The organism is Cupriavidus sp. 05N40, from assembly GCF_056397305.1.
In genome coordinates, this window is record NZ_JBFTND010000131.1 from 1 (window position 1) to 20,023 (window position 20,023).

Below are 20,023 nucleotides of genomic sequence, written 5' to 3' on the forward strand. Positions count from 1 at the left end.
CAGCAGGGGTGCCACCAGTGGCTGCCATTGCGCGGCATGGCCGCCCCATCCGTGCGCCAGCAGCACGGTCGGTCCTTCGCTGCCCCAGCGGTACACGCGCACACGCCGGCTTGCGCCCTGTCCGGTTACCAGGGCCCAGTCCATGCGTGCCTGACCGAGCAGTTCGCGCCCGGCGGCATCCGGTCCCTTGCCACGCGGCGGGCTGAACCAGGTCCGTTCCAGCGCACGTGCCGCGCCGGAAGGATGGACGAGTCCGGCGAGTTGCCAATAGAGGCGCGTCCAGCGCATGGCGGGGGGGAATGCCGGTGCGGCATGCCGCTTTTGGGTGGGACGATTAATCGCTTGCGTCACGGCTGAATCTCCAACGAAGACTTCCATCCTGACGGGCTGCCAGCGGTTTGCGCTTCCGTTTGCGCTCCGCAAGACCGACCAGTCGTGCTATTTTTCTGTGCTGAAAAAGACAGCGCCTGGCTGCCTCGTGTACCTCTTTCCCTTTATTCATGTGGCCGGCATGCGTGCCGGGTAAAGCGGGGCGAATCTATTTGCGCGACGCCTGCGCCAGCTCGGCGCACCGCAGCAGCGCATCAAAGGCGCGGCGCGCCATGACCTCGCTGTCCTCGCGGCCCAGCAATTTGTAGGATTGCTGGAAGGACATGCCGATGCCGACCATTTCGAAGGCGAACTGGCGCGGGTCCTGCGCCGGCGAAATGTCGCCTTCCTCGATGGCGTCGCTGACCGCGCGGGCAATGACGCTGTGCCAGTCCTTGAGCGACTGCACCACCAGGTCGCGCGTCGCGCCGGGCCGGTCGCGGTATTCCTGGCTCAGGGCCATGAACAGGCAGCGGCCCTTGTTGATCGAGCCACCCAGCCAGAGCAGGTAGCCGTCGAACAGCGCCTGCAGCCTGCGCGTGCCACGCGGCTGGCGCAGGGCGGGGCGCACGGCGACATCGGCGAAGCGTTCCACCGCCAGCGCGAGTACCGCTTGCTGCAGCGCTTCCTTGGACTTGAAGTGAGCGTAGAGCCCGCTCTTCGACATGCTGGTGTCTGCCRCCAGCGTGGCGAGCGACAACTGGTCGAACCCCACCTGGGAGGCGGTGTCGAGCGCCTGTTCGACGATGGCTGCGCGGGTAAGCTGACCTTTTTGCATGGAACGAGAATAGCACGACCGGTCGGTTTGTCAATATCGGCCGTGTGCACTCTCGTCAACCTAAACTGCAGTCGTCCGTTAAGCTTGCACGGAGGCAGGAGATTGTGCTTTATTGGACCTACGGATTGGCGTAAGTTAGGTTTGTCCGAGCACTCTCAAGAAATCTGCACAAAGTGTTCCCCTGATTACATACGGAACGCTTTGCGTGCTCTATACTCGAATGCACGTCCGCGCACTTTTATTTTCACTGGTGACTGGAGACCGACATGAACAGTACAGCCGTGCCAAGAGGCGCTAGCGAACCGTTCCGGCAACTGCGGGCGTTGCGCCGAGCGCGAAAGCTCAAGCAGGAAGACGTCGCCCGTAAGGCCGGCATTTCCCGCGAAGCTTACCTGCGGGCCGAATCGGGTCAAGCCGACCCCCGCATGTCCACTTTCCTCGCGGCTTGCGAGGCGCTCGGACTGGAAGTGGTGCTGGCACCCCAGCATCTCGCTGCCGACGTCAACGCATTCATAGCCAGCCGCAACGGCGGCGTCACGGCCGCCTCCATGGCCGGCCAGGCGCCTGCCACAGCATCTGCTCCCGCCAGCCCGACACCGTCCAACCCGGTCGGTAGCGGCTTCGCGTCGAGTCCCGGCGAAGGTCACAAGCCCGCCTGARCATTCTCGCCATCCCGGCCCGATCCGCGGCCGGGGTAGCGTGGTCTGTCCCGGTGCAGCAGGCACGCCTCCAGCCTGCTGTTCGAGCCTGCGTGGTTGCCCCGGGTGGTTATCCGCCCGGCGTGCATCCGGCGCATATGCTCGCTGACGCCCCGGCGCCCGCGCCCGGGACGCAGTCATTCCTGCCCGCAAGTCGGCCAAGTCCGCCAGTCCGCCAGTCCGCCAGTCCGCCAGTTCCCCGTTTTCTCCTGATCCGGCCCGTCCGCCTCGCCTGCAACGCGCGTCGCCGGGCGCCTTTTGCTGCGCCAGCCTTCCTTTACGCCCTTCCGCGGCCTTCAATGGCGATAGTGATGCGCGCATCGTCCTGGCCGCTGCCGGTTTGACACGTCTCGATTGTGCGATTACGATAAGGTAAATGAATTACGTATTGTGTAATTTTCGGTGATGCCTGGTCGGGTCTGGTCCGGTCTGGCGTAGCAGATGACATGACAGGCGGCAGGCAGGCCGCCGCCGGCGCAATTCCCGTCCGCCGCAGTCCCCTGCGGCGCCGGCTTGCCATGCAGGGCAGGGCGGCGCCGTGTCCGTAGGCGGCCGGTCCACGATAAGAGAGGAGCAGACATGAGCAAGGCCTTTGCATCGCAGGCGGACCTGCAGGAGAAGCAGGTCACCTTCACCAGGCTCTCGGAGAATGCCTATGCGTACACCGCGGAAGGCGACCCGAATTCCGGCGTGATCATTGGCGACGACAGCGTGCTGATCGTCGATACGACCGCCACGCCGGCCATGGCGCAGGACCTGATCGCGCGCATCCGGGCCCTCACCGACAAGCCGATCAAGCACGTGGTGCTGTCGCACTACCACGCCGTGCGCGTGCTGGGCGCCTCGGCCTATTTCAAGGAGGGCGCGCAGAACGTGATCGCCAGCCGGGGCACCTACGAGATGATCGCGGAGCGCGGCGAGGCCGACATGAAGTCCGAGATCGAGCGCTTCCCGCGCCTGTTCGCGGGCGTAGAGACGGTGCCAGGCCTGACGTGGCCGACCGTGGTGTTCGAGCGCGAGCTGACGCTGTTCCTCGGCAAGCTCGAGGTCAGGATCATGCACCCCGGCCCGGGCCACACCAAGGGCGATACCGTGGTGTGGATTCCCTCCCAGAAGATCCTGTTTTCCGGCGACCTGGTCGAATTCGATGCCGCCTGCTATTGCGGCGACGCGCAGCTCGCGGAGTGGCCCGCCACGCTCGAGGCGCTGCGTGCCCTGGAGCCGGCCGCGCTGGTGCCCGGCCGTGGCCCGGTCCTGACCACGCCCGAGATGGTCGGCCGCGGGCTGGACTACACGCGCGATTTCGTCAGCACGCTGCTGCAGCGGGGCAAGGAGGCGGTGGCGCAAAAGCTCGACCTCAAAGCAGCCATGGCCCATACGCGCGCCGCCATGGACGAGCAGTTCGGCCACGTTTTCATATACGAGCATTGCCTGCCGTTCGACGTGGCGCGCGCCTTCGACGAAGCGAGCGGAATCAAGCACCCGCGCATCTGGACCGCCCAGCGCGACAAGGAAATGTGGGCGGCGCTGCAGGAATAGCAGGAATAGCAGGAGTAGCAGCGAGAGATGCACAAGAGCGGCGGCCCGCCGCCGCCGCCGCGCCACCAGAGCCGCCCAAGCGGCCGGCGCCGGCGTTCAAGGCTGGACGATGGAGACATGATGGAAACGAACTACCAGGCCCGCACCTTTGCCTACCAGCGCTGTGCCGAACAGCAGGCGCCGCAGCCGGGCGCCGGGCCGCATTCCGTGCATCCGGTGGTGGTGGTCGGCGCCGGGCCGGTCGGCCTGACCGCGGCCATCGACCTGGCCCGGCAAGGCGTGCCGGTAGTCGTGCTGGACGACGATTGCACCCTGTCCACCGGCTCGCGCGCGATCTGCTTCGCCAAGCGCACGCTCGACATCTTCGACCGCCTCGGCTGCGGCGCGCGCATGGTGGAAAAAGGCGTGAGCTGGCACGTCGGCAAGATCTTCTTCGACGAGGAACTGGTGTACGGCTTTGACCTGCTGCCCGAGACCGGGCATGCCCGGCCCGCCTTTATCAACCTGCAGCAATACTATGTGGAAGGCTATCTGGTCGACCGCGCGGCCGAATTGCCCAACCTGGCCATCCGCTGGAAGCATCGCGTGGCCGGCCTGGCGCAGGACGATGCCACGGTGACGCTCGACGTGGAAACGCCCGACGGCAACTACGCGCTGCAGGCGCGCTACGTGGTGGTGGCCGACGGCGCGCGCAGCCCCGTGCGGCAGGCCATGGGGCTGGAAAGCAAGGGCCGCGTCTTCCACGACCGCTTCCTGATCGCCGACGTGAAGATGACCGCGCCGTTTCCCAGCGAGCGATGGTTCTGGTTCGACCCGCCGTTCAACCGCAATTACTCGGTCTTGCTGCACCGCCAGCCCGACAACGTCTGGCGCATCGATTTCCAGCTCGGCTGGGATGCCGACCCCGACCTGGAGAAGCAGCCCGGGCGGGTCATCCCGCGCATCAAGGCCTTGCTGGGCGAGGAGGTGGATTTCGCGCTGGAGTGGGTCAGCGTCTATACCTTCTCGTGCCAGCGCATGGACCGTTTCCGCCACGCGCGCGTGCTGTTCGCGGGGGATGCGGCGCACCGCGTCTCGCCGTTCGGCGCGCGCGGCGCCAACAGCGGCGTGCAGGATGCCGAGAACCTGGCCTGGAAACTCGGGCTGGTGCTGGCAGGCAGCGCGCCCGACGCCTTGCTCGACAGCTATGCCAGCGAGCGGGAATTCGCCGCCGACGAGAACATCCGCAACTCCACGCGCTCGACCGATTTCATCACGCCCAAGACGCCGGTGAGCCGCGTGTTCCGCGACGCCGTGCTGAACCTGGCGCGCCACCATGCCTTCGCCCGCCAGCTGGTCAACAGCGGGCGCCTGTCGGTACCGGCCGTGCTGCACGAGTCGGTGCTCAACACGCCCGATGCGCACGCTGCGCCCGGCGCGGGCAATGAAGCCGGCTTCGCCGGCGCCATGGTGCCTGGCGCGGCGTGCGTGGACGCGCCGGTCAAGGTGGGCGGCCAGCATGCGTGGCTGCTGGGCCAGCTCGGCAACCGCTTTGCCGTGATGGTGTTCACGGCGGCAGGGGGCCTGCCGCCGGCCGCCTTGTCTGCCTTGCAGGCGCTGGCCGCTGGCCCGCTGCCGCTGCCGCTGGCGCTGGTCTGCGTGGCCGCGCCGGAACATGCGGCGCAAGGCCCGGCGCTGCCGCACGGCGCAATCCTGCTCGAAGACAGCCAGGGCCTGCTCGCGCATCGCTACGATGGCCGGCCGGGCAGCGTCTATCTGTTGCGCCCCGACCAGCACGTGTGCGCGCGCTGGCGCGCCTTCGATCCCGCGCAGGTGCAGGCCGCGCTGCGGCGCGCGCTTGGCTGGCAGGACGGCGCCGGCGCGGCAGCCTGCGCTGGTAGTGCCAGCGCGCTCGAAGCCATTGCCTGACCACCCGGACGAACAGCCCATGCCGCTCAACACCGAACCCAATCTCGCCCGGCCGGACGATTTCTACGAGGCCCTGATCGATATGCACCGCGACTTGTCCGATGCCCAGAGCCAGTCCGCCAACGCGCAGCTGATCCTGCTGCTCGCCAACCATATCGGCGACCTTGCCGTCCTGCAGGAAGCCATGACGCACGCCCGCGCGGGCGTGCTTGAACGGGCTGGCCGCCAGCCCGCCGCCGACCCGGCGGCAGCGGCCTGACGCCGCGCGGCCGGCCGTCCCCCATACCCAGAGGAAAGACCAGAGGAAGATCCAGTCCATGACCCAGACGCAACAGAACGTACCAGCGCAACTGCGCGACCTGCCAGGCCAGGGCGGCTACCAGTCCGGCTTTGCCAACGAGTTCGCCACCGAAGCCCTGCCAGGCGCCCTGCCGGAAGGCCAGAACTCGCCGCAGCGCGCACCCTATGGCCTTTACGCCGAGCAGATCTCCGGCACGGCCTTCACCGCGCCGCGCGCCCACAACCGCCGCAGCTGGCTCTACCGCATCCGCCCGGCGGCCATGCACGAGCCGTTCAAGGCGCTGGAACAGTCGCGCATCGTCAGCCGCTTCGACACCGTGCCGGCGTCGCCCAACCAGATGCGCTGGAGTCCGCCGCAGATGCCGGTGGAGCCCACTGATTTCATCGACGGCATCGTCACCATGGCAGGCAACGGCAGCCCCGAAGCCATGAGCGGCTGCGGCCTCCACCTGTACCTGGCCAACAAGTCGATGGATGGCCGCTTCTTCTACAACGCGGATGGCGAGATGTTGATCGTGCCGCAGCAGGGCCGGCTGCGCCTGGCCACCGAAATGGGCCTGCTGGACGTGGAACCGCAGGAAATCGTGGTGGTGCCGCGCGGCGTTCGCTTCCGGGTCGAACTTCCCGATGGCCAGGCGCGCGGCTATATCTGCGAGAACTACGGTGCGCTGTTCCGCCTGCCCGACCTGGGCGTGATCGGCTCCAACGGCCTGGCCAATCCGCGCGACTTCCTCACGCCGCATGCCTGGTACGAAGACCGCGAAGGCGATTTCGAGCTCGTGGCCAAGTTCCAGGGCAACCTGTGGCACGCCCCGATCGGGCACTCGCCGCTCGACGTGGTCGCCTGGCACGGCAACTATGCGCCGTACAAATACGACCTGCGCCGTTTCAACACCATCGGCTCGATCAGCTTCGACCACCCGGACCCGTCGATCTTCCTGGTGCTCCAAAGTCCGTCCGACACCCCGGGCGTGGACACCATCGACTTCGTCATCTTCGGCCCGCGCTGGCTGACCATGGAGAATACCTTCCGCCCGCCCTGGTTCCACCGCAACATTGCCAGCGAGTTCATGGGCCTGATCGAGGGCGTGTACGACGCCAAGGCCGACGGTTTCTCGCCGGGCGGCGCCAGCCTGCACAACTGCATGAGCGGCCACGGCCCGGATGCCGAGACCTTCGCCAAGGCCACCGCCGCGGATACGTCGCAGCCGCACCGTATCAGCGATACCATGGCCTTTATGTTCGAGACCCCGGCGGTGATCCGGCCCACGCCGTACGCGGCCGAGTCCGCGCAGCTCCAGCACGATTACTACACCTGCTGGCAAGGGCTGAAGAAGCATTTCGATCCGACGCGGCGCTAGGCCCTGGCCTGCCCGTCGCGCCATCCGCACATCCCGGGGCGCCGGCGCAGCCAGGCTGCCGGCGCCCCAAGGCATAGACATTCCCTTTTGGAGCCCCCGATGACCACCGTCCAGCAAAGTTGGATCGAATCCGCCAACGATGGCGTAACGCATTTCCCGCTGCAGAACCTGCCGTACGGCATCTTTTCCACGAACGGGCAGGGCCCGCGCGTGGGCGTTGCGATCGGCGATTTCGTCGTCGACCTTGCCGTGCTGGATGCAGCAGGCCTGCTGCCGCCCGCCGTCAAGGGCGTGTTCGGCGGCGCCACGCTCAACGCGTTCATCGCACTCGGCAAGCCGGCCTGGACCGAGACCCGCCAGCGCCTGGCCAGCCTGCTGTCGACCGACGACGACACCCTGCGCGGCAAATCGGCCCTGCACGAACAGGCGCTGGTGCCGATGGCCTGGGCCACCCTGCACCTGCCGGTGGACATTCCCGGCTATACGGATTTCTATTCCTCGCGCGAGCACGCTACCAATGTCGGCCGCATGTTCCGCGACCCGGACAACGCCTTGCTGCCCAACTGGCTGGAAATTCCCATCGGCTATAACGGCCGCGCCAGCTCGGTGGTGGTGAGCGGCACGCCGCTGCACCGCCCCAAGGGCCAGATCAAGCCGCCCGACCAGCCGCGCCCGATCTTCACCGCCTGTCGCAAGCTCGACTATGAGCTGGAAATGGCGTTTATCGTCGGCAAGCCGTCGGCGCTGGGCGAAGCCGTGAGCACCGCGGACGCGCCGTCGCATATCTTCGGCATGGTGATCCTCAACGACTGGAGCGCGCGCGACATCCAGCAGTGGGAATACGTGCCGCTGGGGCCGTTCAACAGCAAGGGCTTCGGTACCTCGATTTCTCCGTGGGTGGTGACCATGGACGCGCTGGAGCCGTTCCGCCGGGACAATCCCGCGCAGTCGCCCGAGCCCTTGCCATACCTGCTGCAGCAGCAGGGCAACGCCTACGATATCGCGCTCGAAGTCGCCTTGCGCCCGGAAGGCTCCGCGCATGCCACCACGGTCTGCCACACCAACTTCAAGGCCATGTACTGGACCATGGTGCAGCAGCTCGCCCACCACACCGTCTCCGGCTGCAACGTGCGCGTGGGCGACCTGATGGGTTCCGGCACCATCAGCGGCACCACGCCGGACTCCTACGGGAGCCTGCTGGAATCCACCCGCAACGGCGCCGAGCCGCTCACGCTGGCCGACGGCGCCAAGCGCGGCTTCCTCGAAGACGGCGACGAGGTGATCATGACCGGCTGGTGCCAGGGCGACGGCTATCGCGTCGGCTTCGGCGAGGTCAGCGGGAAGATCCTGGCGGCGCGCTGAGACTCCCGCGCCGCACCCGCCGGGAGCCGTCTGCAGGCTCCCGGTGCGCCGCTCGCGACCGCGCCCGGCGCGCACCCTCCTCACCGCCGATCCGCTGCCAGGCGGCCTCCGGCGGCCCTTCCGGCCTGCCCGGCCCCCGGCGCGGCTCCCAGCACGGCCCCCAGCACGGCCCCCAGCACGGCCCCCGGCGCGGCCCCCAGCGGTGCCATCGCGCAGCCGCGCCCCGGTCGTTACATTTGCGAACCTTCTTAACGATCTCGCATCGCCTTCCGATGTCCCTTTGTGCGAGAATTCGGCCCTGACAAAATGCGCAGGTCAGATTCGTCCTATTTGCTGAATATATTTCTTGCGCCACACCAGGGGTTTCCGCGGTCCTGATCACGCCCCGAGGTTAGTTTTGCGCGCTTTTTGCCGTTATTTCGGAAATGCAGGTTGCGGCCCATGGCATGTGGGCGGCGCCCTGGAAAAACAGGCGGCAATTAGCAGTCAACAGAGGCAAACAGGCGGTGAGCGGTTGATATCTCCTGATAACGTTGCGTCATCAGAGTGTTGTTCGATGCCTGGCCGGCGCGCTTCGCGAGGTCTCGCGAGAGCGCTGCCCGCCACCTGGGCGCGCAGCGCTCGCCGGCGGGCCGGCAGCGCCGCTGCCATTTCTTCCACCCAACGCGAACGGCATGGCAATGGAATTCGGTATTCGCGCATGGGCGGCATGTGCAGCACAACTAGACACGCAGCAAGCCTGGCTTGACTGGAGCCGTGCGCCCTGGCTGCCGGCCGGTGACGAACTGCCCGCATTGAGCGCCATGGCCCCGATGTTGCGCCGGCGCGCCAGCGCGCTAGGCCGGGCCGCTCTCCATCCCGCCTACGCCTGCCAGCCGGGCGTGGAGGGCATTCCCGTCATCTTCGCGTCGCGCCATGGCGATACGCTGCGCCCGCTGCAGATGCTCGGCGACCTCGCCGACGGCGAGGCCCTGTCGCCCACGGCGTTCGGCCTGTCCGTGCATAACGCCATCGGGGCACTGTATTCGATCGACCGCGGCGATCCCGCTAACCTGCAAGCGCTGGCCGCCGGCCGCGACACCGTCGAAGCGGCGGTGGCGGAAGCCTGCGGCCTGCTGGCCGATGGCGCCGCCGAAGTCCTGCTGGTGCACTACGAGGCGCCGCTGCCCACCGCCTACGCGGTCTTTGCCGACGAACCCGAGTGCCTGTTCGGCTGGGCCTGGCGCGTGTCCAGGCCGCAGCCCGGCGAGGTCCGGTTCAGCCTCGAGGCGACCAGCGCCGCCGACGCCCCGGCCACGCCAGGCGCCTTGCTGCCCCATGGGCTGGACGTCTTGCGCTTCATGCTGGCGGGCGATGCCGAACTGCGCCACCGCGGCGAGCGCGGCGCATGGAGGTGGCAGCGCCATGGTTGAGCGCCTGGACCGTGCCTGGCGCGTGTGCGCCACGGGACTGTGCTTCTCCAGCTTCGGCGTGGGCGGCTTGCTGCTGCGCGTGGCGGTATTCCCGCTGATGACGGTGCTGCTGTGGTCCTCGGCACGCCGCCAGCGGGTGTGCAAGAACATCATCCACCATGCCTTCCGGCTGTTCCTGCTGCTCATGCGCACCGTCGGCGTGATCCGCTACGAGGTGCGGCACCCCGAGCGGCTGCAACGCAGCGGCCTGCTGATCGTGGCCAACCATCCCTCGCTGATCGACGTGGTGTTCCTGATCGCGCTGACGCGCCAGGCCGACTGCGTGGTCAAGGCGGGGCTGGCCCGCAACCCGTTTACGCGCGGGCCGGTGCGCGCCACCGGCTACGTCYGCAACGATTCCGGTGCCGGCATGGTGGACGACTGCATTGCCTCGCTGAACGCGGGCAACAACCTCGTCATCTTTCCCGAGGGCACGCGCACCGCATTGCAAGGTCCGCTGCGGCTGCAGCGCGGCGCGGCCAATATCGCCGTGCGCGGCGGCTTCGCGCTCACGCCGGTGGTGATCCGCTGCGAGCCGCCCACCCTGACCAAGGGTGAAAAGTGGTATCGCGTGCCGGCGCGCAGGCCCCGTTACATCATCGACGTGCGAGAAGACGTCAGCGTCGCCCAGTGGGTGCCGTCCGGACTGGACGACGCGCTGGCCGTCAGGCATCTGACCCAATCGCTATCCGAGTTTTTTTCCAGGGAGGTCCGCCGTGAAGGCGCTTGAACACGAAATCAAGGAACTGATCATTTCATCGCTGTCGCTCGAAGACATCGGCCCGGCCGATATCGACGACGGCGCGCCGCTGTTCATCGAAGGCCTGGGCCTGGATTCGATCGACGCGCTCGAGCTCGGCCTGGCGCTGCAAAAGCGCTATGGCGTGACCATGAACGGGGACAAGGACGAGATGCGCGCGCGTTTCGCCAGCGTCACCGCACTGGCCGCCTTCGTGGCCTCGCAGCGCGCCGGCCAGGCTTCGGCCTGAGCCTGCGGATCACCATACCGCCAGCCGCGGCCAGCGCGGCAAGCACCACCGACTACCAAGGGAGCCCATCATGACTCATGACGAAATCTTTGCGCGGGTGGCCACCGTGCTCGAGGAAACCTTCGAGATCGAGCGCGGGCGCATCCGCCCGGAAGCGCGCCTGTACGAAGACCTGGACATCGACAGCATCGACGCGGTCGATCTGCTGGTCAAGCTCAAGCCCATGCTCAACAAGCCGATCAAGCCCGAGCAGTTCAAGGCGGTGCGCACCGTGCAGGACGTGGTGCAGGCACTGGCCCTGCTGGTCGATTCGCCCGCCACGGCCTGATCCGCATGCGCCTGCGCAAACTGCTGCTCGGCGTGCTCACGCTGTGCTATCCGGTGACGATCTACTTCGGCCTGCAGCACTGGTCGCCGCGCGTGATGGCGCTGGCGCTGGTGGCGCTGGCGCTGCTGCGCGTGCTGACCAGCCGCCAGGCCGGCTGGCGCCTGCTGGCGGTGCTGGCCGCCGCGCTGGCGGCAGTGGTGGCGGCTTCCAACCACGCCATGCCGCTCAAGCTCTACCCGGTGCTGGTCAATGGCGCCATGCTGGCCGTGTTCGGCTGGAGCCTGCGCCACCCGCCCAGCCTGGTCGAGCGGCTGGCGCGGCTGCGCGAGCCGGATTTGCCGCCCGCGGGCGTGGCCTACACGCGCCGCGTAACGCAGGCCTGGTGCGTGTTCTTCATCGCCAACGGCACGGTGGCCGCGCTGACCGCGGTGCTGGCCAGCGACCGGGTCTGGGCACTCTACAACGGCGGCATCGCCTATGGCCTGATGGGTGCCATGTTTGCCGGCGAATGGCTGGTGCGCCAGCGCGTGATGGCCGGAGGCAGGCATGGCTGAGTGGCTCGGCGTAAGCGGCGCGATGGCCGCACTGGCGGCGCGCACGCATGCGGTGGCGCACGGCACGGCCGGCAACCTGGATGCGCCGGCCTTCGTGCGGCGCGCGACGGCCTGGCGGCAGGCCTTCGCGGCGGTGCCGGGCACCACGGTGGCGCTCTATCTCGAATCCACTGCCGAGTTCGCCGCCGCCTTGTTCGGCGCATGGCACGCCGGCAAGCACGTGGTGCTGCCTGGCGATACGCGTGCCGAGACGCTGGCTGCGCTGGCCGGGCGCGCCGATGCGCGCGCCGGCGACCTGCCAGGCGGGGTGCGGCCGCAGGCGCGGGATGCGCATGGCGCGGCTGCTCCCGGCTGGCCGCCGCTGGACCCGCGCTCGACACAGGTAACCCTGTTTACCTCCGGCTCCACCGGCGCGCCCGGGGCCATCGTCAAGCAACTGTCGCAGCTGGAGGCGGAGGTGCAGGCGCTGCAGGCCGCGTTCGGCGCCGGCGTGCCGGCGCAGGCACGGGTGCTGGCCACGGTCTCGCACCAGCATATCTATGGCCTGCTGTTCTGCGTGCTGTGGCCGCTTGCCGCGGCGCGGCCCATGCCCGCCGACCGGCTCGCCTTCCACGAGGAAATCGTGCGCGCCTGCGATGGCACGCCTGCGGTGCTGGTGACCAGCCCCGCGCACCTGCGGCGCATGCCGCCGGCACTCGACTGGGCGCCGGCGCGCGCCTCGCTGCATGCCGTGTTCTCGTCCGGCGGGCCGTTGCCGCCGGAGGCCGCGGCCGACGCGCTGCGCCATTTCGGCCTGGCCCCGGTCGAAGTCTTCGGCAGCTCGGAGACCGGCGGCATCGCCTGGCGCCAGCGCGCGCGCCATGACGAGCGCTGGACCCCGCTGCCGGGCGTGCAGTGGCGTTTGCAGGACGGCTTCCTCGCGGTCCGCTCGGCCCATCTGCCGGACGACGGCTGGTACCTGTGCGCCGACCAGGTGCAGCCCGCCGGCGACGGCGGCTTTGCGCTGGCGGGCCGCGCCGACCGCATCGTCAAGATCGAGGAAAAGCGCATCTCGCTGACGCAGGTCGAGCAAGTCCTGCAGCAATCGCCGCTGGTGCGCGAAGCGCGCGTGGTGCTGCTCGAACTGGATATCGGCATGCGCCTCGGTGCCGCGGTGGTGCCGAGCGATGGCGGCGCCGCCCTGCTGGCCGGCCAGGGCAGGGCAGCCTTGCTGGCCGCGCTGCGCGCCGTCCTGGCGAGCGCGGTGGACGCGCTGGCGCTGCCGCGCCGCTGGAGTTTCGCCGATGCCTTGCCGTGCAATGCCCAGGGCAAGACCACCGAAGCCATGCTGCGCGATATGTTCCGCCGCGTGTTGCCGGCGGTGCGCTGGCAGGCGGGCGGGGATGCCATGTCGGCCAGCGCCGAACTGGACATCAGCGAAGACCTGGCCGTGTTCGACGGCCATTTCCCCGGCAGTCCGATCGTGCCCGGCGTGGCGCAGGTCGACTGGGTCATGGCGCTGGCGCCGGCGCGCCTGCCGGTGCCGCCGCGCGCGCAGTTCCGCCGGCTGGAGACGCTCAAGTTCCAGGCCGTGATCATGCCGGGCACGACCGTGCAACTGGCGCTGACATGGCAGCCCGAGCGCAACGCGCTAGCGTTCCGCCTCAGTTCGGCACAGGGGCCGCATGCCAGCGGTCGCATCGTTTTCGGAGACGCGCATGTTTAAGCCGGTGGTGCTGGTGCCGGTCTATGACCACGAACACGCCATCGGCGCCATGGTGCAGGCCATCCTGCGGCATCCGCTGCCCTGCCTGCTGGTGGACGACGGCAGCAGCCCGGCATGCGAGCGCGTGCTGCGCGAGATCGCCGCCGCGCACGCGCAGCGCGTGCACCTGATCCGCCTGCCGAAGAACCAGGGCAAGGGCGGCGCCATCATGGCCGGCTTCGAAGAGGCCGCGCGCATGGGCTTTACCCACGCCCTGCAGATCGATGCCGACGGCCAGCACGACGCCGCGTGCATCCCGCAGTTCGTGGCGCTGGCGCAGGCGCGCCCGGATGCCATGGTGTGCGGCTATCCGGTCTACGACGAGTCGGTGCCGCGCGTGCGGCTGCTGGCGCGCTACCTGACCCATGTCTGGGTCTGGATCAACACGCTGTCGCTCGCCATCCGCGATTCGATGTGCGGCCTGCGGGTCTATCCGCTCGGCCCGGTGCTTGCGCTGGTGCATGACGTGCGGCTGGGGCGGCGCATGGAGTTCGATACCGAAGTGCTGGTCCACCTGGCCTGGCGCAACGTGCCCATCGTCAACGTGCCCACGCGGGTCACCTATCCGTCGGATGGCGTCTCGCATTTCCAGGTCTGGCGTGACAACGTGCTGATCTCGGCCATGCATACCCGGCTGTTCTTCGGCATGCTCAGGCGGCTGCCGCTGCTGCTGTGGCGCAAGGTGCGACCGGCATGAACGCGCAGCGACACGACCAGCGACACGACCAGCGGCAAGCCAGCCAGCCGGGCCGCATGGCGCGGCACTGGAGCCAGATCCGCGAATCCACCTGCGTGTGGGGCGTGTGGTGCCTGTACTGGCTCTACCGGCTGTGCGGCCGCACGCTGTTCCGCGCCGTGCTGTATCCCGTGGTCACCTACTACTGGCTGGCCAGGCCGCTGGCGCGCCATTCGTCGCTCGACTACCTGCGGCGCGTCCAGGCCGCCACCGGCACGGCCGTGCCCGCGGGCGCCGCGCCGGGCCTGCGCCATACCTTGCGCCATCTCTTTTCGTTCGCCGACACGCTGCTSGACAAGCTGCTCGCCATCGGCGGCGGCTATCGCTACGGCAACGTGCGACGCGAGGGCGAACAAGTGATGCAGCAGCAGATTGCCAGCGGCCAGGGTGGCATCATCGTGACCGCGCACATGGGCTGCCTGGAGCTGTGCCGCGTGCTGGCCAACCGGCGCCAGGGCCTGCGCCTGACGGTGCTGGTGCATACCGCGCACGCCGCCCAGTTCAACCGCATTCTCTCGCGCCTGGATCCGCGCTCCGGCCTGCAACTGTTCCAGGTCGACGACATCTCGCCGGCCACCGCGCTGATGCTGGCCGAGAAGGTCCGCGCGGGCGAGTTCGTGGCGATCGCCGGCGACCGCGTCCCGGTGCACGGCGGGCGCACGGTGACGGTGCCGTTCTTCGGCGCGCCGGCGCGCTTCCCGGTCGGCCCCYACGTGCTGGCCGCGCTGCTGGAATGCCCCTTGTTCGCCATGGGCTGCGTGCGCTCGGGCAATGGCCACCTGCTGCGCTTCACCGAGCTGGCGCGCGAGGTGCGCCTGCCGCGCGCGCGCCGCGACGCCATCCTCACGGGGCATGCCACGGACTACGCGCAATGGCTGTCGCAACTGCTGGCGGAGTCGCCCTACGACTGGTTCAACTTCTACGATTTCTGGGGGCAGGGCGGCGGCGTGCCCGAAGCCGCGCGCGCCGGCGCGCCACATGCCACACCGCACGGCGCGCCGGCGCCGCGCGGCGACTGACGGCCGGCTCCCCGCACACCGCACACGGCAACTCCTATGTCTCAAGACTTCAGCCACGAGATCACGCTCAGTCCCGCCTTCCACGACCTCGACCCGATGAATGTGGTGTGGCACGGCAACTACGTGCGCTATTTCGAGCAGGCGCGCTGCGCGCTGCTCGAACGCTATCACTACGACTATCCGGCCATGCGCGACTCGGGCTATGCCTGGCCGGTGGTGGACATGCGGGTGAAGTATGTCGGCCCGCTGACCTACGGCCAGCCCTTCGTCATCCGCGCGGCCATCGTCGAGTGGGAGAACCGCCTGAAGATCGAATACCTGGTGCGCGACGCGGCCACCGGCCGGCGCCTGACCAAGGGCTACACCATCCAGGTGGCGGTGGACATGCGCAATGGCGAGATGTGCTACGTGTGCCCGCCGGTGTTGTGGGAGCGGCTCGGCGTGGCGGCCGGCGAAGGCGTGGCGCGCGCGGAGGACGGGCAATGAAGCGCCGCGGCGTCTTGCTGGCCCTGTGCGGCGCCGTGCTGGCCGTCCCGCGCCTGGCCGGCGCGGCGGCGCCCGACCTGCTGGCCTCGGTGGCGGGGCGCTTGTCCGATGCGCCGGTGATCCACGGCCGTTTCGAGCAGACGCGCCGCCTGTCCGGCTTTGCCAATCCGCTGGTTTCGCGCGGCGACTTCGTGCTGGCGCGCGAGCGCGGCGTGGTGTGGAGCACGCGCGAGCCGTTCGCCTCGAGCCTGCTGGTGACACCTGAGCGGCTGGTGATGCGCGGTGCCGACGGGCGCGTGCAGCAGCAGATGCAGGCCGATGCCCAGCCCGCCATGCGGGTAGTGGGCGAGTCGGTGATCGCGGTGCTGCGCGGCGACCTGCGTGCCTTGTCGGCGCGTTTCGAGGTGGCCGGCAAGCTGGTCGGCAAGAGCGGATGGACCCTGACGCTGACGCCGAAGGATGCCGCCATGCACCGCGTGTTCGCGCGTATCGAGCTGGCCGGCGACCGCTTCGTGCGCGATGTGCGCCTGGAAGAAGCCGGCGGCGACAGCACGCACGTGAAGCTGATCGACCCGAGCGCGGCCACGCGCCTGGCCGCCGACGAGGAGCAGCGCTTTGAGTAACGCGGGCCTGGCCACCGGCAAGTCCTTGCACGGCCTCAGTACCCTGGAGCGGGTGCTGGCCGTGGCGTGGCTGTTGCTGGTGATCGCCCTGGCGGCGCACCAGTTGCAGTTCTGGCGCGCCTCGCGGCTCGATACCGATGTGATGGCCTTGCTGCCGACCAGCCAGCGTACCGCCACCGCCGACCGCGTGCTGCGCCGCCTGGCCGACGGTGTATCGCGCGAGATCGTGGTGCTGGTCGGCGCCCCGGACTGGACGCGCGCGCGCGCCGCGGCGCAGCGCTTCAGCGCGGCAACCCGGCCGCAGGCGGGGCTGCTGCAGCCGGTGGACCGCATCGCCAGCTTCGACCTGGACGCGGCGCTGGCCTTCTACCGGCCGTACCGCGACCGCCTGCTGACCGACAGCCAGCGCGCCATGCTGGGCCAGGCCGACGCGGATACCCTGGCCCGGCAGGCGCTGACCCGCCTCTACCAGCTATCCACCGGCCCGCGCCTGACCGACTGGGCAGCCGACCCGCTCGGCCTGTGGCAGGACTGGTGGCTGTCGCGCGCGGCCATGACGCGCGTGCACGAGCGCGATGGCCTGGCCGCGCTCAGCGCCGAGGGCAAGGAGTGGGTGCTGCTGACCTACCGCATCAGCAAGCCGGCGTTCTCGGTAAGCGGCGATACCGACTACTCCGACCTGCTCAAGCTCGCCACGCGCGCCGCGGAGCAGGGCGGCGGCGTGCAGGTGGTGGCGGCGGGAATTCCGCTGCACGCCGAGGCCGCCGCCGCGCAGGCCAGCCTGGAAATGAACGTGATCGGCTGGGGCTCGCTGGCGGCGGTGTTGCTGCTGGTGTGGCTGGCCTTCCGCTCGCTGCGCCCGATCATCCTGGTGGGCCTGTCGTTGCTGGTCGGCACCGCGGCGGCGGTCTCGGCCACGGCGCTGGTGTTCGACCGCGTGCACCTGATCACCCTGGTGTTCGGCGCCAGCCTGGTGGGCGTGGCGGAAGACTACGGCATCCACTATTTCGTCTCGCGCCAGGCCAGTCCCGGGGCCACGCCGCCGCAGGTGATGCGCCGGCTGCTGCCGGGCATGGCGCTGGCGCTGTCGACCAGTGCGGTGGCCTACCTGGCGCTCGGCATCGCGCCGTTCCCCGGGCTGCGGCAGATGGCGCTGTTCTCGGCCGTGGGCCTGGTGGCGGCCTTCCTGACCGTGGTGTTCTGGTTTCCCCTGCTCGACCGCGGCCAGCTGCGCGAGACGCGCCTGTCGGCCTGGCTGACCGCCAGCCTGGCGCGCTGGCCGCGCGTGGGCGCGGACCGCGCATCCTTGCTGCTGCTCGGCCTGCTGGCCTTGTTCGTGGTGCCGGGTTTGTGGCAGGTCCATGTGGCGGACGACGTGCGGCAGTTGCAAAGCTCGCCGCCGGCGCTGATCGAGGCCCAGCGTAGCGCCGGGCGCCTGCTGGGCACGCCCAGCCCGGCGCAGTTCCTGCTGGTGCGCGGCGGCACGCCCGACGAAGTGCTGGCGCGCGAGGAGGCGGTCAAGCAAGCCCTGGCGGGCGTGGTCGCGCATGGCGACCTTGCCGGCTTCGTGGCGATCTCCGACTGGGTGCCGTCGGCAGCGCGCCAGCGTGCCGACGCGGCCCTGAGCGGCGGCCTGGAAAGCGCCGTGCGCGAGCGCGTGGCGCGCGCGGTCGGGGGCGCGGTGGGTGCGCCCAACGCGGCGGCGGCCGGCCAGGTGCTGACCTTGCCGGCGTGGCTGGCCAGTCCGGTCTCGGACACGCTGCGCCACCTGTGGCTGGACCRCGAGGGCGACGGCTATGCCAGCGTCATGCTGCTGCGCGGGCTGGACAAGCCCGCCACCATCGCGCTGATCGAAGCGGCGGCGGCCAAGGTGCCGGGCGTGGAATGGGTCGACCGCGTGGCGGACCTGTCCTCGCTGCTCAGGCACTACCGCGTGCTGATGACCTGGCTGCTGGCCGCCGGCGCGGCCGGCGTGGCGCTGCTGCTGATGTGGCGCTATGGCCGCGGCGCCTGGCGCGCGCTGGTGCCGACCCTGTTGGCGGCGCTGTTCAGCGTGGCCCTGCTGGGCTGGCTGCAGGTGCCGCTGCAATTGTTCTCGGTGCTGGCGCTGGCGCTGCTGCTCGGCGTGGGGGTGGACTACGGCATCTTCCTGCTCGAGCATCCCGGCGACGGCGAGTCGTGGACGGCGATCGTGCTGGGCGCGGCCAGCACGCTGCTGGCGTTCGGCCTGCTCGCACTGTCGTCCACGCCCGCGCTGCACGCCTTCGGCATGACCATGCTGTCGGGGGTCGGCGCGGTGTGGCTGCTGTCGCCGTGGTTCCGGCCGCAGGCGCAGGGGGCTGAAGCAATGCGGCACCAGAGCCGATAACAACAAACAAGACCAACAAGATCGACAGATCGAACGACAGGAACAGGGTTACGAAATGAATACCGAACAGGTGGACGTCCTTATCATCGGCGCGGGTCCGGCAGGCTCCGTGGCGGCAGGGCTCTTGCGCAAGCGCGGCATCGGCGTGCTGGTGCTGGAGAAGGAAACCTTCCCGCGCTTCTCGATCGGGGAGAGCCTGCTGCCGCAGAGCATGGCGTACATCGAGGAAGCGGGCATGCTGCAGGCCGTGGTCGAAGCCGGCTTCCAGTACAAGAACGGCGCCGCCTTCGCGCGCGGCGACCGCTATACCGATTTCGATTTCCGCGACAAGTTCTCCGCCGGCTGGGGCACCACCTACCAGGTCCAGCGCGCGCGCTTCGACCACGTGCTGATCGGCGAGGCGCAGAAGCAGGGCGCCGAAGTCCGCTTCTCGCACCAGGTTACCGCCGTCGACGTGGAGGGCGAGCAGCCCAGCGTCACCGTCCGCGACGCCGAGGGCAGCGTCTACCGCGTGCAGGCGCGCTTCCTGCTGGATGCCTCCGGCTTCGGCCGCGTGCTGCCGCGCCTGCTGGACCTGGAGTCGCCGTCCAACTTCCCTGTGCGCAGCGCCATCTTCACCCACGTGGAAGACCGCATTCCGCCCGGCACCTTCGACCGCAACAAGATCCGCGTGAGCGTGCATCCCGAGCACGTGGATGTCTGGTACTGGACCATCCCGTTTTCCGATGGGCGCTGCTCGCAGGGGGTGGTGGCGGAGAAGCGCTTCCTCGACCAGTACACCGGCACCGAGACCGAGCGCCTCAAGGCGCTGGTCGGCGAAGAGCCGGGCCTGGCCAGGCTGCTGGCCAATGCCAGGTGGGATACGCCGGCCCGGCAGATCGCCGGCTATTCGGCCAATGTGAAGTCGCTGTGGGGCAAGGGCTATGCGCTGCTCGGCAATGCCGGCGAGTTTCTCGACCCGGTGTTCTCCTCGGGCGTGACCATCGCCTTCAAGTCGGCCAGCCTCGCCACGGCCTGCCTGGCGCGGCAGTTCGCCGGCGAGACCGTGGACTGGCAGGCGGAGTACGGGCAGCCGCTCAAGGAAGGCGTGGATTGCTTCCGCACCTTTGTCGAGGCGTGGTACGAAGGACGCTTCCAGAAGCTGATTTTCCATCCTGACGCCACGCCGGAAATCCGCCGCATGATCTCGGCCATCCTGGCCGGTTACGCATGGGACCGCGGCAACCCCTTCGTCACCGAATCGCGCCGGCGCCTGGCCGTGCTGGAGCAGCTTTGCGTCTGATCGCTTCCCGCTTCGACGCGGCGCCGGCCGCGCTGCTGGCCGTTGCCGCGATAGCGCTGCTGCTGGCCGGCTGCGCGGCGCCCGGCACGCCCGCGCCCGGCACCCCCGAGGCTGGCGCGCCGGCGGCC

General features: G+C 69.2%; 20 protein-coding genes. 18 read left to right on the forward strand and 2 right to left on the reverse strand.

What is annotated here, in order from left to right:
- A partial coding sequence (locus AC1DO7_RS26510; protein ID WP_477116743.1) for an alpha/beta fold hydrolase occupies positions 1–288 on the reverse strand: 288 nt, incomplete at its 3' end.
- A gap of 250 nt (positions 289–538) precedes the next feature.
- Complete coding sequence (locus tag AC1DO7_RS26515; protein WP_477116739.1) at positions 539–1,147, reverse strand: TetR/AcrR family transcriptional regulator; 609 nt, start codon at positions 1,145–1,147, stop codon at positions 539–541.
- A gap of 266 nt (positions 1,148–1,413) precedes the next feature.
- Here AC1DO7_RS26515 and AC1DO7_RS26520 point away from each other — a divergent pair, with 266 nt between their 5' ends.
- The 18 genes from AC1DO7_RS26520 to AC1DO7_RS26605 all read left to right on the forward strand — a co-directional run bounded on the left by AC1DO7_RS26520 (position 1,414) and on the right by AC1DO7_RS26605 (position 19,895).
- Entirely contained in the window at positions 1,414–1,806 is a 393-nt protein-coding gene (locus tag AC1DO7_RS26520; RefSeq protein ID WP_441621371.1) for a helix-turn-helix domain-containing protein, read from the forward strand.
- A gap of 618 nt (positions 1,807–2,424) precedes the next feature.
- The gene (locus tag AC1DO7_RS26525) at positions 2,425–3,384 is read left to right on the forward strand and encodes an MBL fold metallo-hydrolase (RefSeq protein WP_441621369.1); all 960 of its coding nucleotides are present in this window, start codon (positions 2,425–2,427) and stop codon (positions 3,382–3,384) included.
- 120 nt (positions 3,385–3,504) lie between these two features.
- Entirely contained in the window at positions 3,505–5,292 is a 1,788-nt protein-coding gene (locus AC1DO7_RS26530; protein WP_441621441.1) for an FAD-dependent oxidoreductase, read from the forward strand.
- Between the two features lie 19 nt (positions 5,293–5,311).
- A complete protein-coding gene (locus AC1DO7_RS26535; protein ID WP_441621367.1) occupies positions 5,312–5,551 on the forward strand; it encodes a DUF2783 domain-containing protein in 240 nt (79 codons plus the stop codon).
- Between the two features lie 58 nt (positions 5,552–5,609).
- Positions 5,610–6,953 (forward strand): homogentisate 1,2-dioxygenase, encoded by a 1,344-nt coding sequence (hmgA, locus tag AC1DO7_RS26540; RefSeq protein WP_441621365.1) that lies wholly within the window; start codon positions 5,610–5,612, stop codon positions 6,951–6,953.
- A 99-nt stretch (positions 6,954–7,052) separates the two neighbouring features.
- Positions 7,053–8,315 carry a fumarylacetoacetase gene (gene fahA, locus AC1DO7_RS26545; RefSeq protein ID WP_441621363.1) on the forward strand — a complete coding sequence of 421 codons (1,263 nt, stop codon included), beginning with the start codon at positions 7,053–7,055 and terminating at the stop codon, positions 8,313–8,315.
- Positions 8,316–8,989: 674 nt separating this feature from the next.
- Positions 8,990–9,727 (forward strand): beta-ketoacyl synthase chain length factor, encoded by a 738-nt coding sequence (locus tag AC1DO7_RS26550; RefSeq protein WP_441621361.1) that lies wholly within the window; start codon positions 8,990–8,992, stop codon positions 9,725–9,727.
- Positions 9,720–10,496 (forward strand): lysophospholipid acyltransferase family protein, encoded by a 777-nt coding sequence (locus AC1DO7_RS26555; RefSeq protein WP_477116740.1) that lies wholly within the window; start codon positions 9,720–9,722, stop codon positions 10,494–10,496. Before AC1DO7_RS26550 ends, AC1DO7_RS26555 begins: the two co-directional genes overlap by 8 nt.
- On the forward strand, positions 10,483–10,755 hold the full coding sequence (locus AC1DO7_RS26560; RefSeq protein ID WP_441621358.1) for a phosphopantetheine-binding protein: 273 nt from the start codon (positions 10,483–10,485) through the stop codon (positions 10,753–10,755). The genes AC1DO7_RS26555 and AC1DO7_RS26560 overlap by 14 nt, the downstream gene beginning before the upstream one ends.
- Before the next feature lie 70 nt (positions 10,756–10,825).
- Positions 10,826–11,083 carry an acyl carrier protein gene (locus AC1DO7_RS26565; RefSeq protein WP_441621356.1) on the forward strand — a complete coding sequence of 86 codons (258 nt, stop codon included), beginning with the start codon at positions 10,826–10,828 and terminating at the stop codon, positions 11,081–11,083.
- 5 nt (positions 11,084–11,088) lie between these two features.
- On the forward strand, positions 11,089–11,637 hold the full coding sequence (locus AC1DO7_RS26570) for a COG4648 family protein (RefSeq protein WP_441621354.1): 549 nt from the start codon (positions 11,089–11,091) through the stop codon (positions 11,635–11,637).
- Positions 11,630–13,342 carry an ApeI family dehydratase gene (locus AC1DO7_RS26575; protein WP_441621352.1) on the forward strand — a complete coding sequence of 571 codons (1,713 nt, stop codon included), beginning with the start codon at positions 11,630–11,632 and terminating at the stop codon, positions 13,340–13,342. The genes AC1DO7_RS26570 and AC1DO7_RS26575 overlap by 8 nt, the downstream gene beginning before the upstream one ends.
- Positions 13,335–14,078, forward strand: coding sequence for a glycosyltransferase family 2 protein (locus AC1DO7_RS26580; protein ID WP_441621350.1), 744 nt, complete (start codon positions 13,335–13,337; stop codon positions 14,076–14,078). Before AC1DO7_RS26575 ends, AC1DO7_RS26580 begins: the two co-directional genes overlap by 8 nt.
- Positions 14,075–15,136 (forward strand): LpxL/LpxP family acyltransferase, encoded by a 1,062-nt coding sequence (locus tag AC1DO7_RS26585; RefSeq protein WP_477116741.1) that lies wholly within the window; start codon positions 14,075–14,077, stop codon positions 15,134–15,136. The genes AC1DO7_RS26580 and AC1DO7_RS26585 overlap by 4 nt, the downstream gene beginning before the upstream one ends.
- Before the next feature lie 36 nt (positions 15,137–15,172).
- Positions 15,173–15,622: an acyl-CoA thioesterase gene (locus AC1DO7_RS26590; RefSeq protein WP_441621346.1), complete on the forward strand. Its 450-nt coding sequence runs from the start codon at positions 15,173–15,175 to the stop codon at positions 15,620–15,622.
- Positions 15,619–16,245 (forward strand): LolA family protein, encoded by a 627-nt coding sequence (locus AC1DO7_RS26595; protein WP_441621344.1) that lies wholly within the window; start codon positions 15,619–15,621, stop codon positions 16,243–16,245. Before AC1DO7_RS26590 ends, AC1DO7_RS26595 begins: the two co-directional genes overlap by 4 nt.
- Entirely contained in the window at positions 16,238–18,613 is a 2,376-nt protein-coding gene (locus AC1DO7_RS26600; protein WP_477116742.1) for an MMPL family transporter, read from the forward strand. Before AC1DO7_RS26595 ends, AC1DO7_RS26600 begins: the two co-directional genes overlap by 8 nt.
- A gap of 55 nt (positions 18,614–18,668) precedes the next feature.
- Positions 18,669–19,895, forward strand: a complete 1,227-nt coding sequence (locus tag AC1DO7_RS26605) for an NAD(P)/FAD-dependent oxidoreductase (protein ID WP_441621340.1) — start codon at positions 18,669–18,671, stop codon at positions 19,893–19,895.
- The last annotated feature ends 128 nt before the right edge of the window (positions 19,896–20,023 follow it).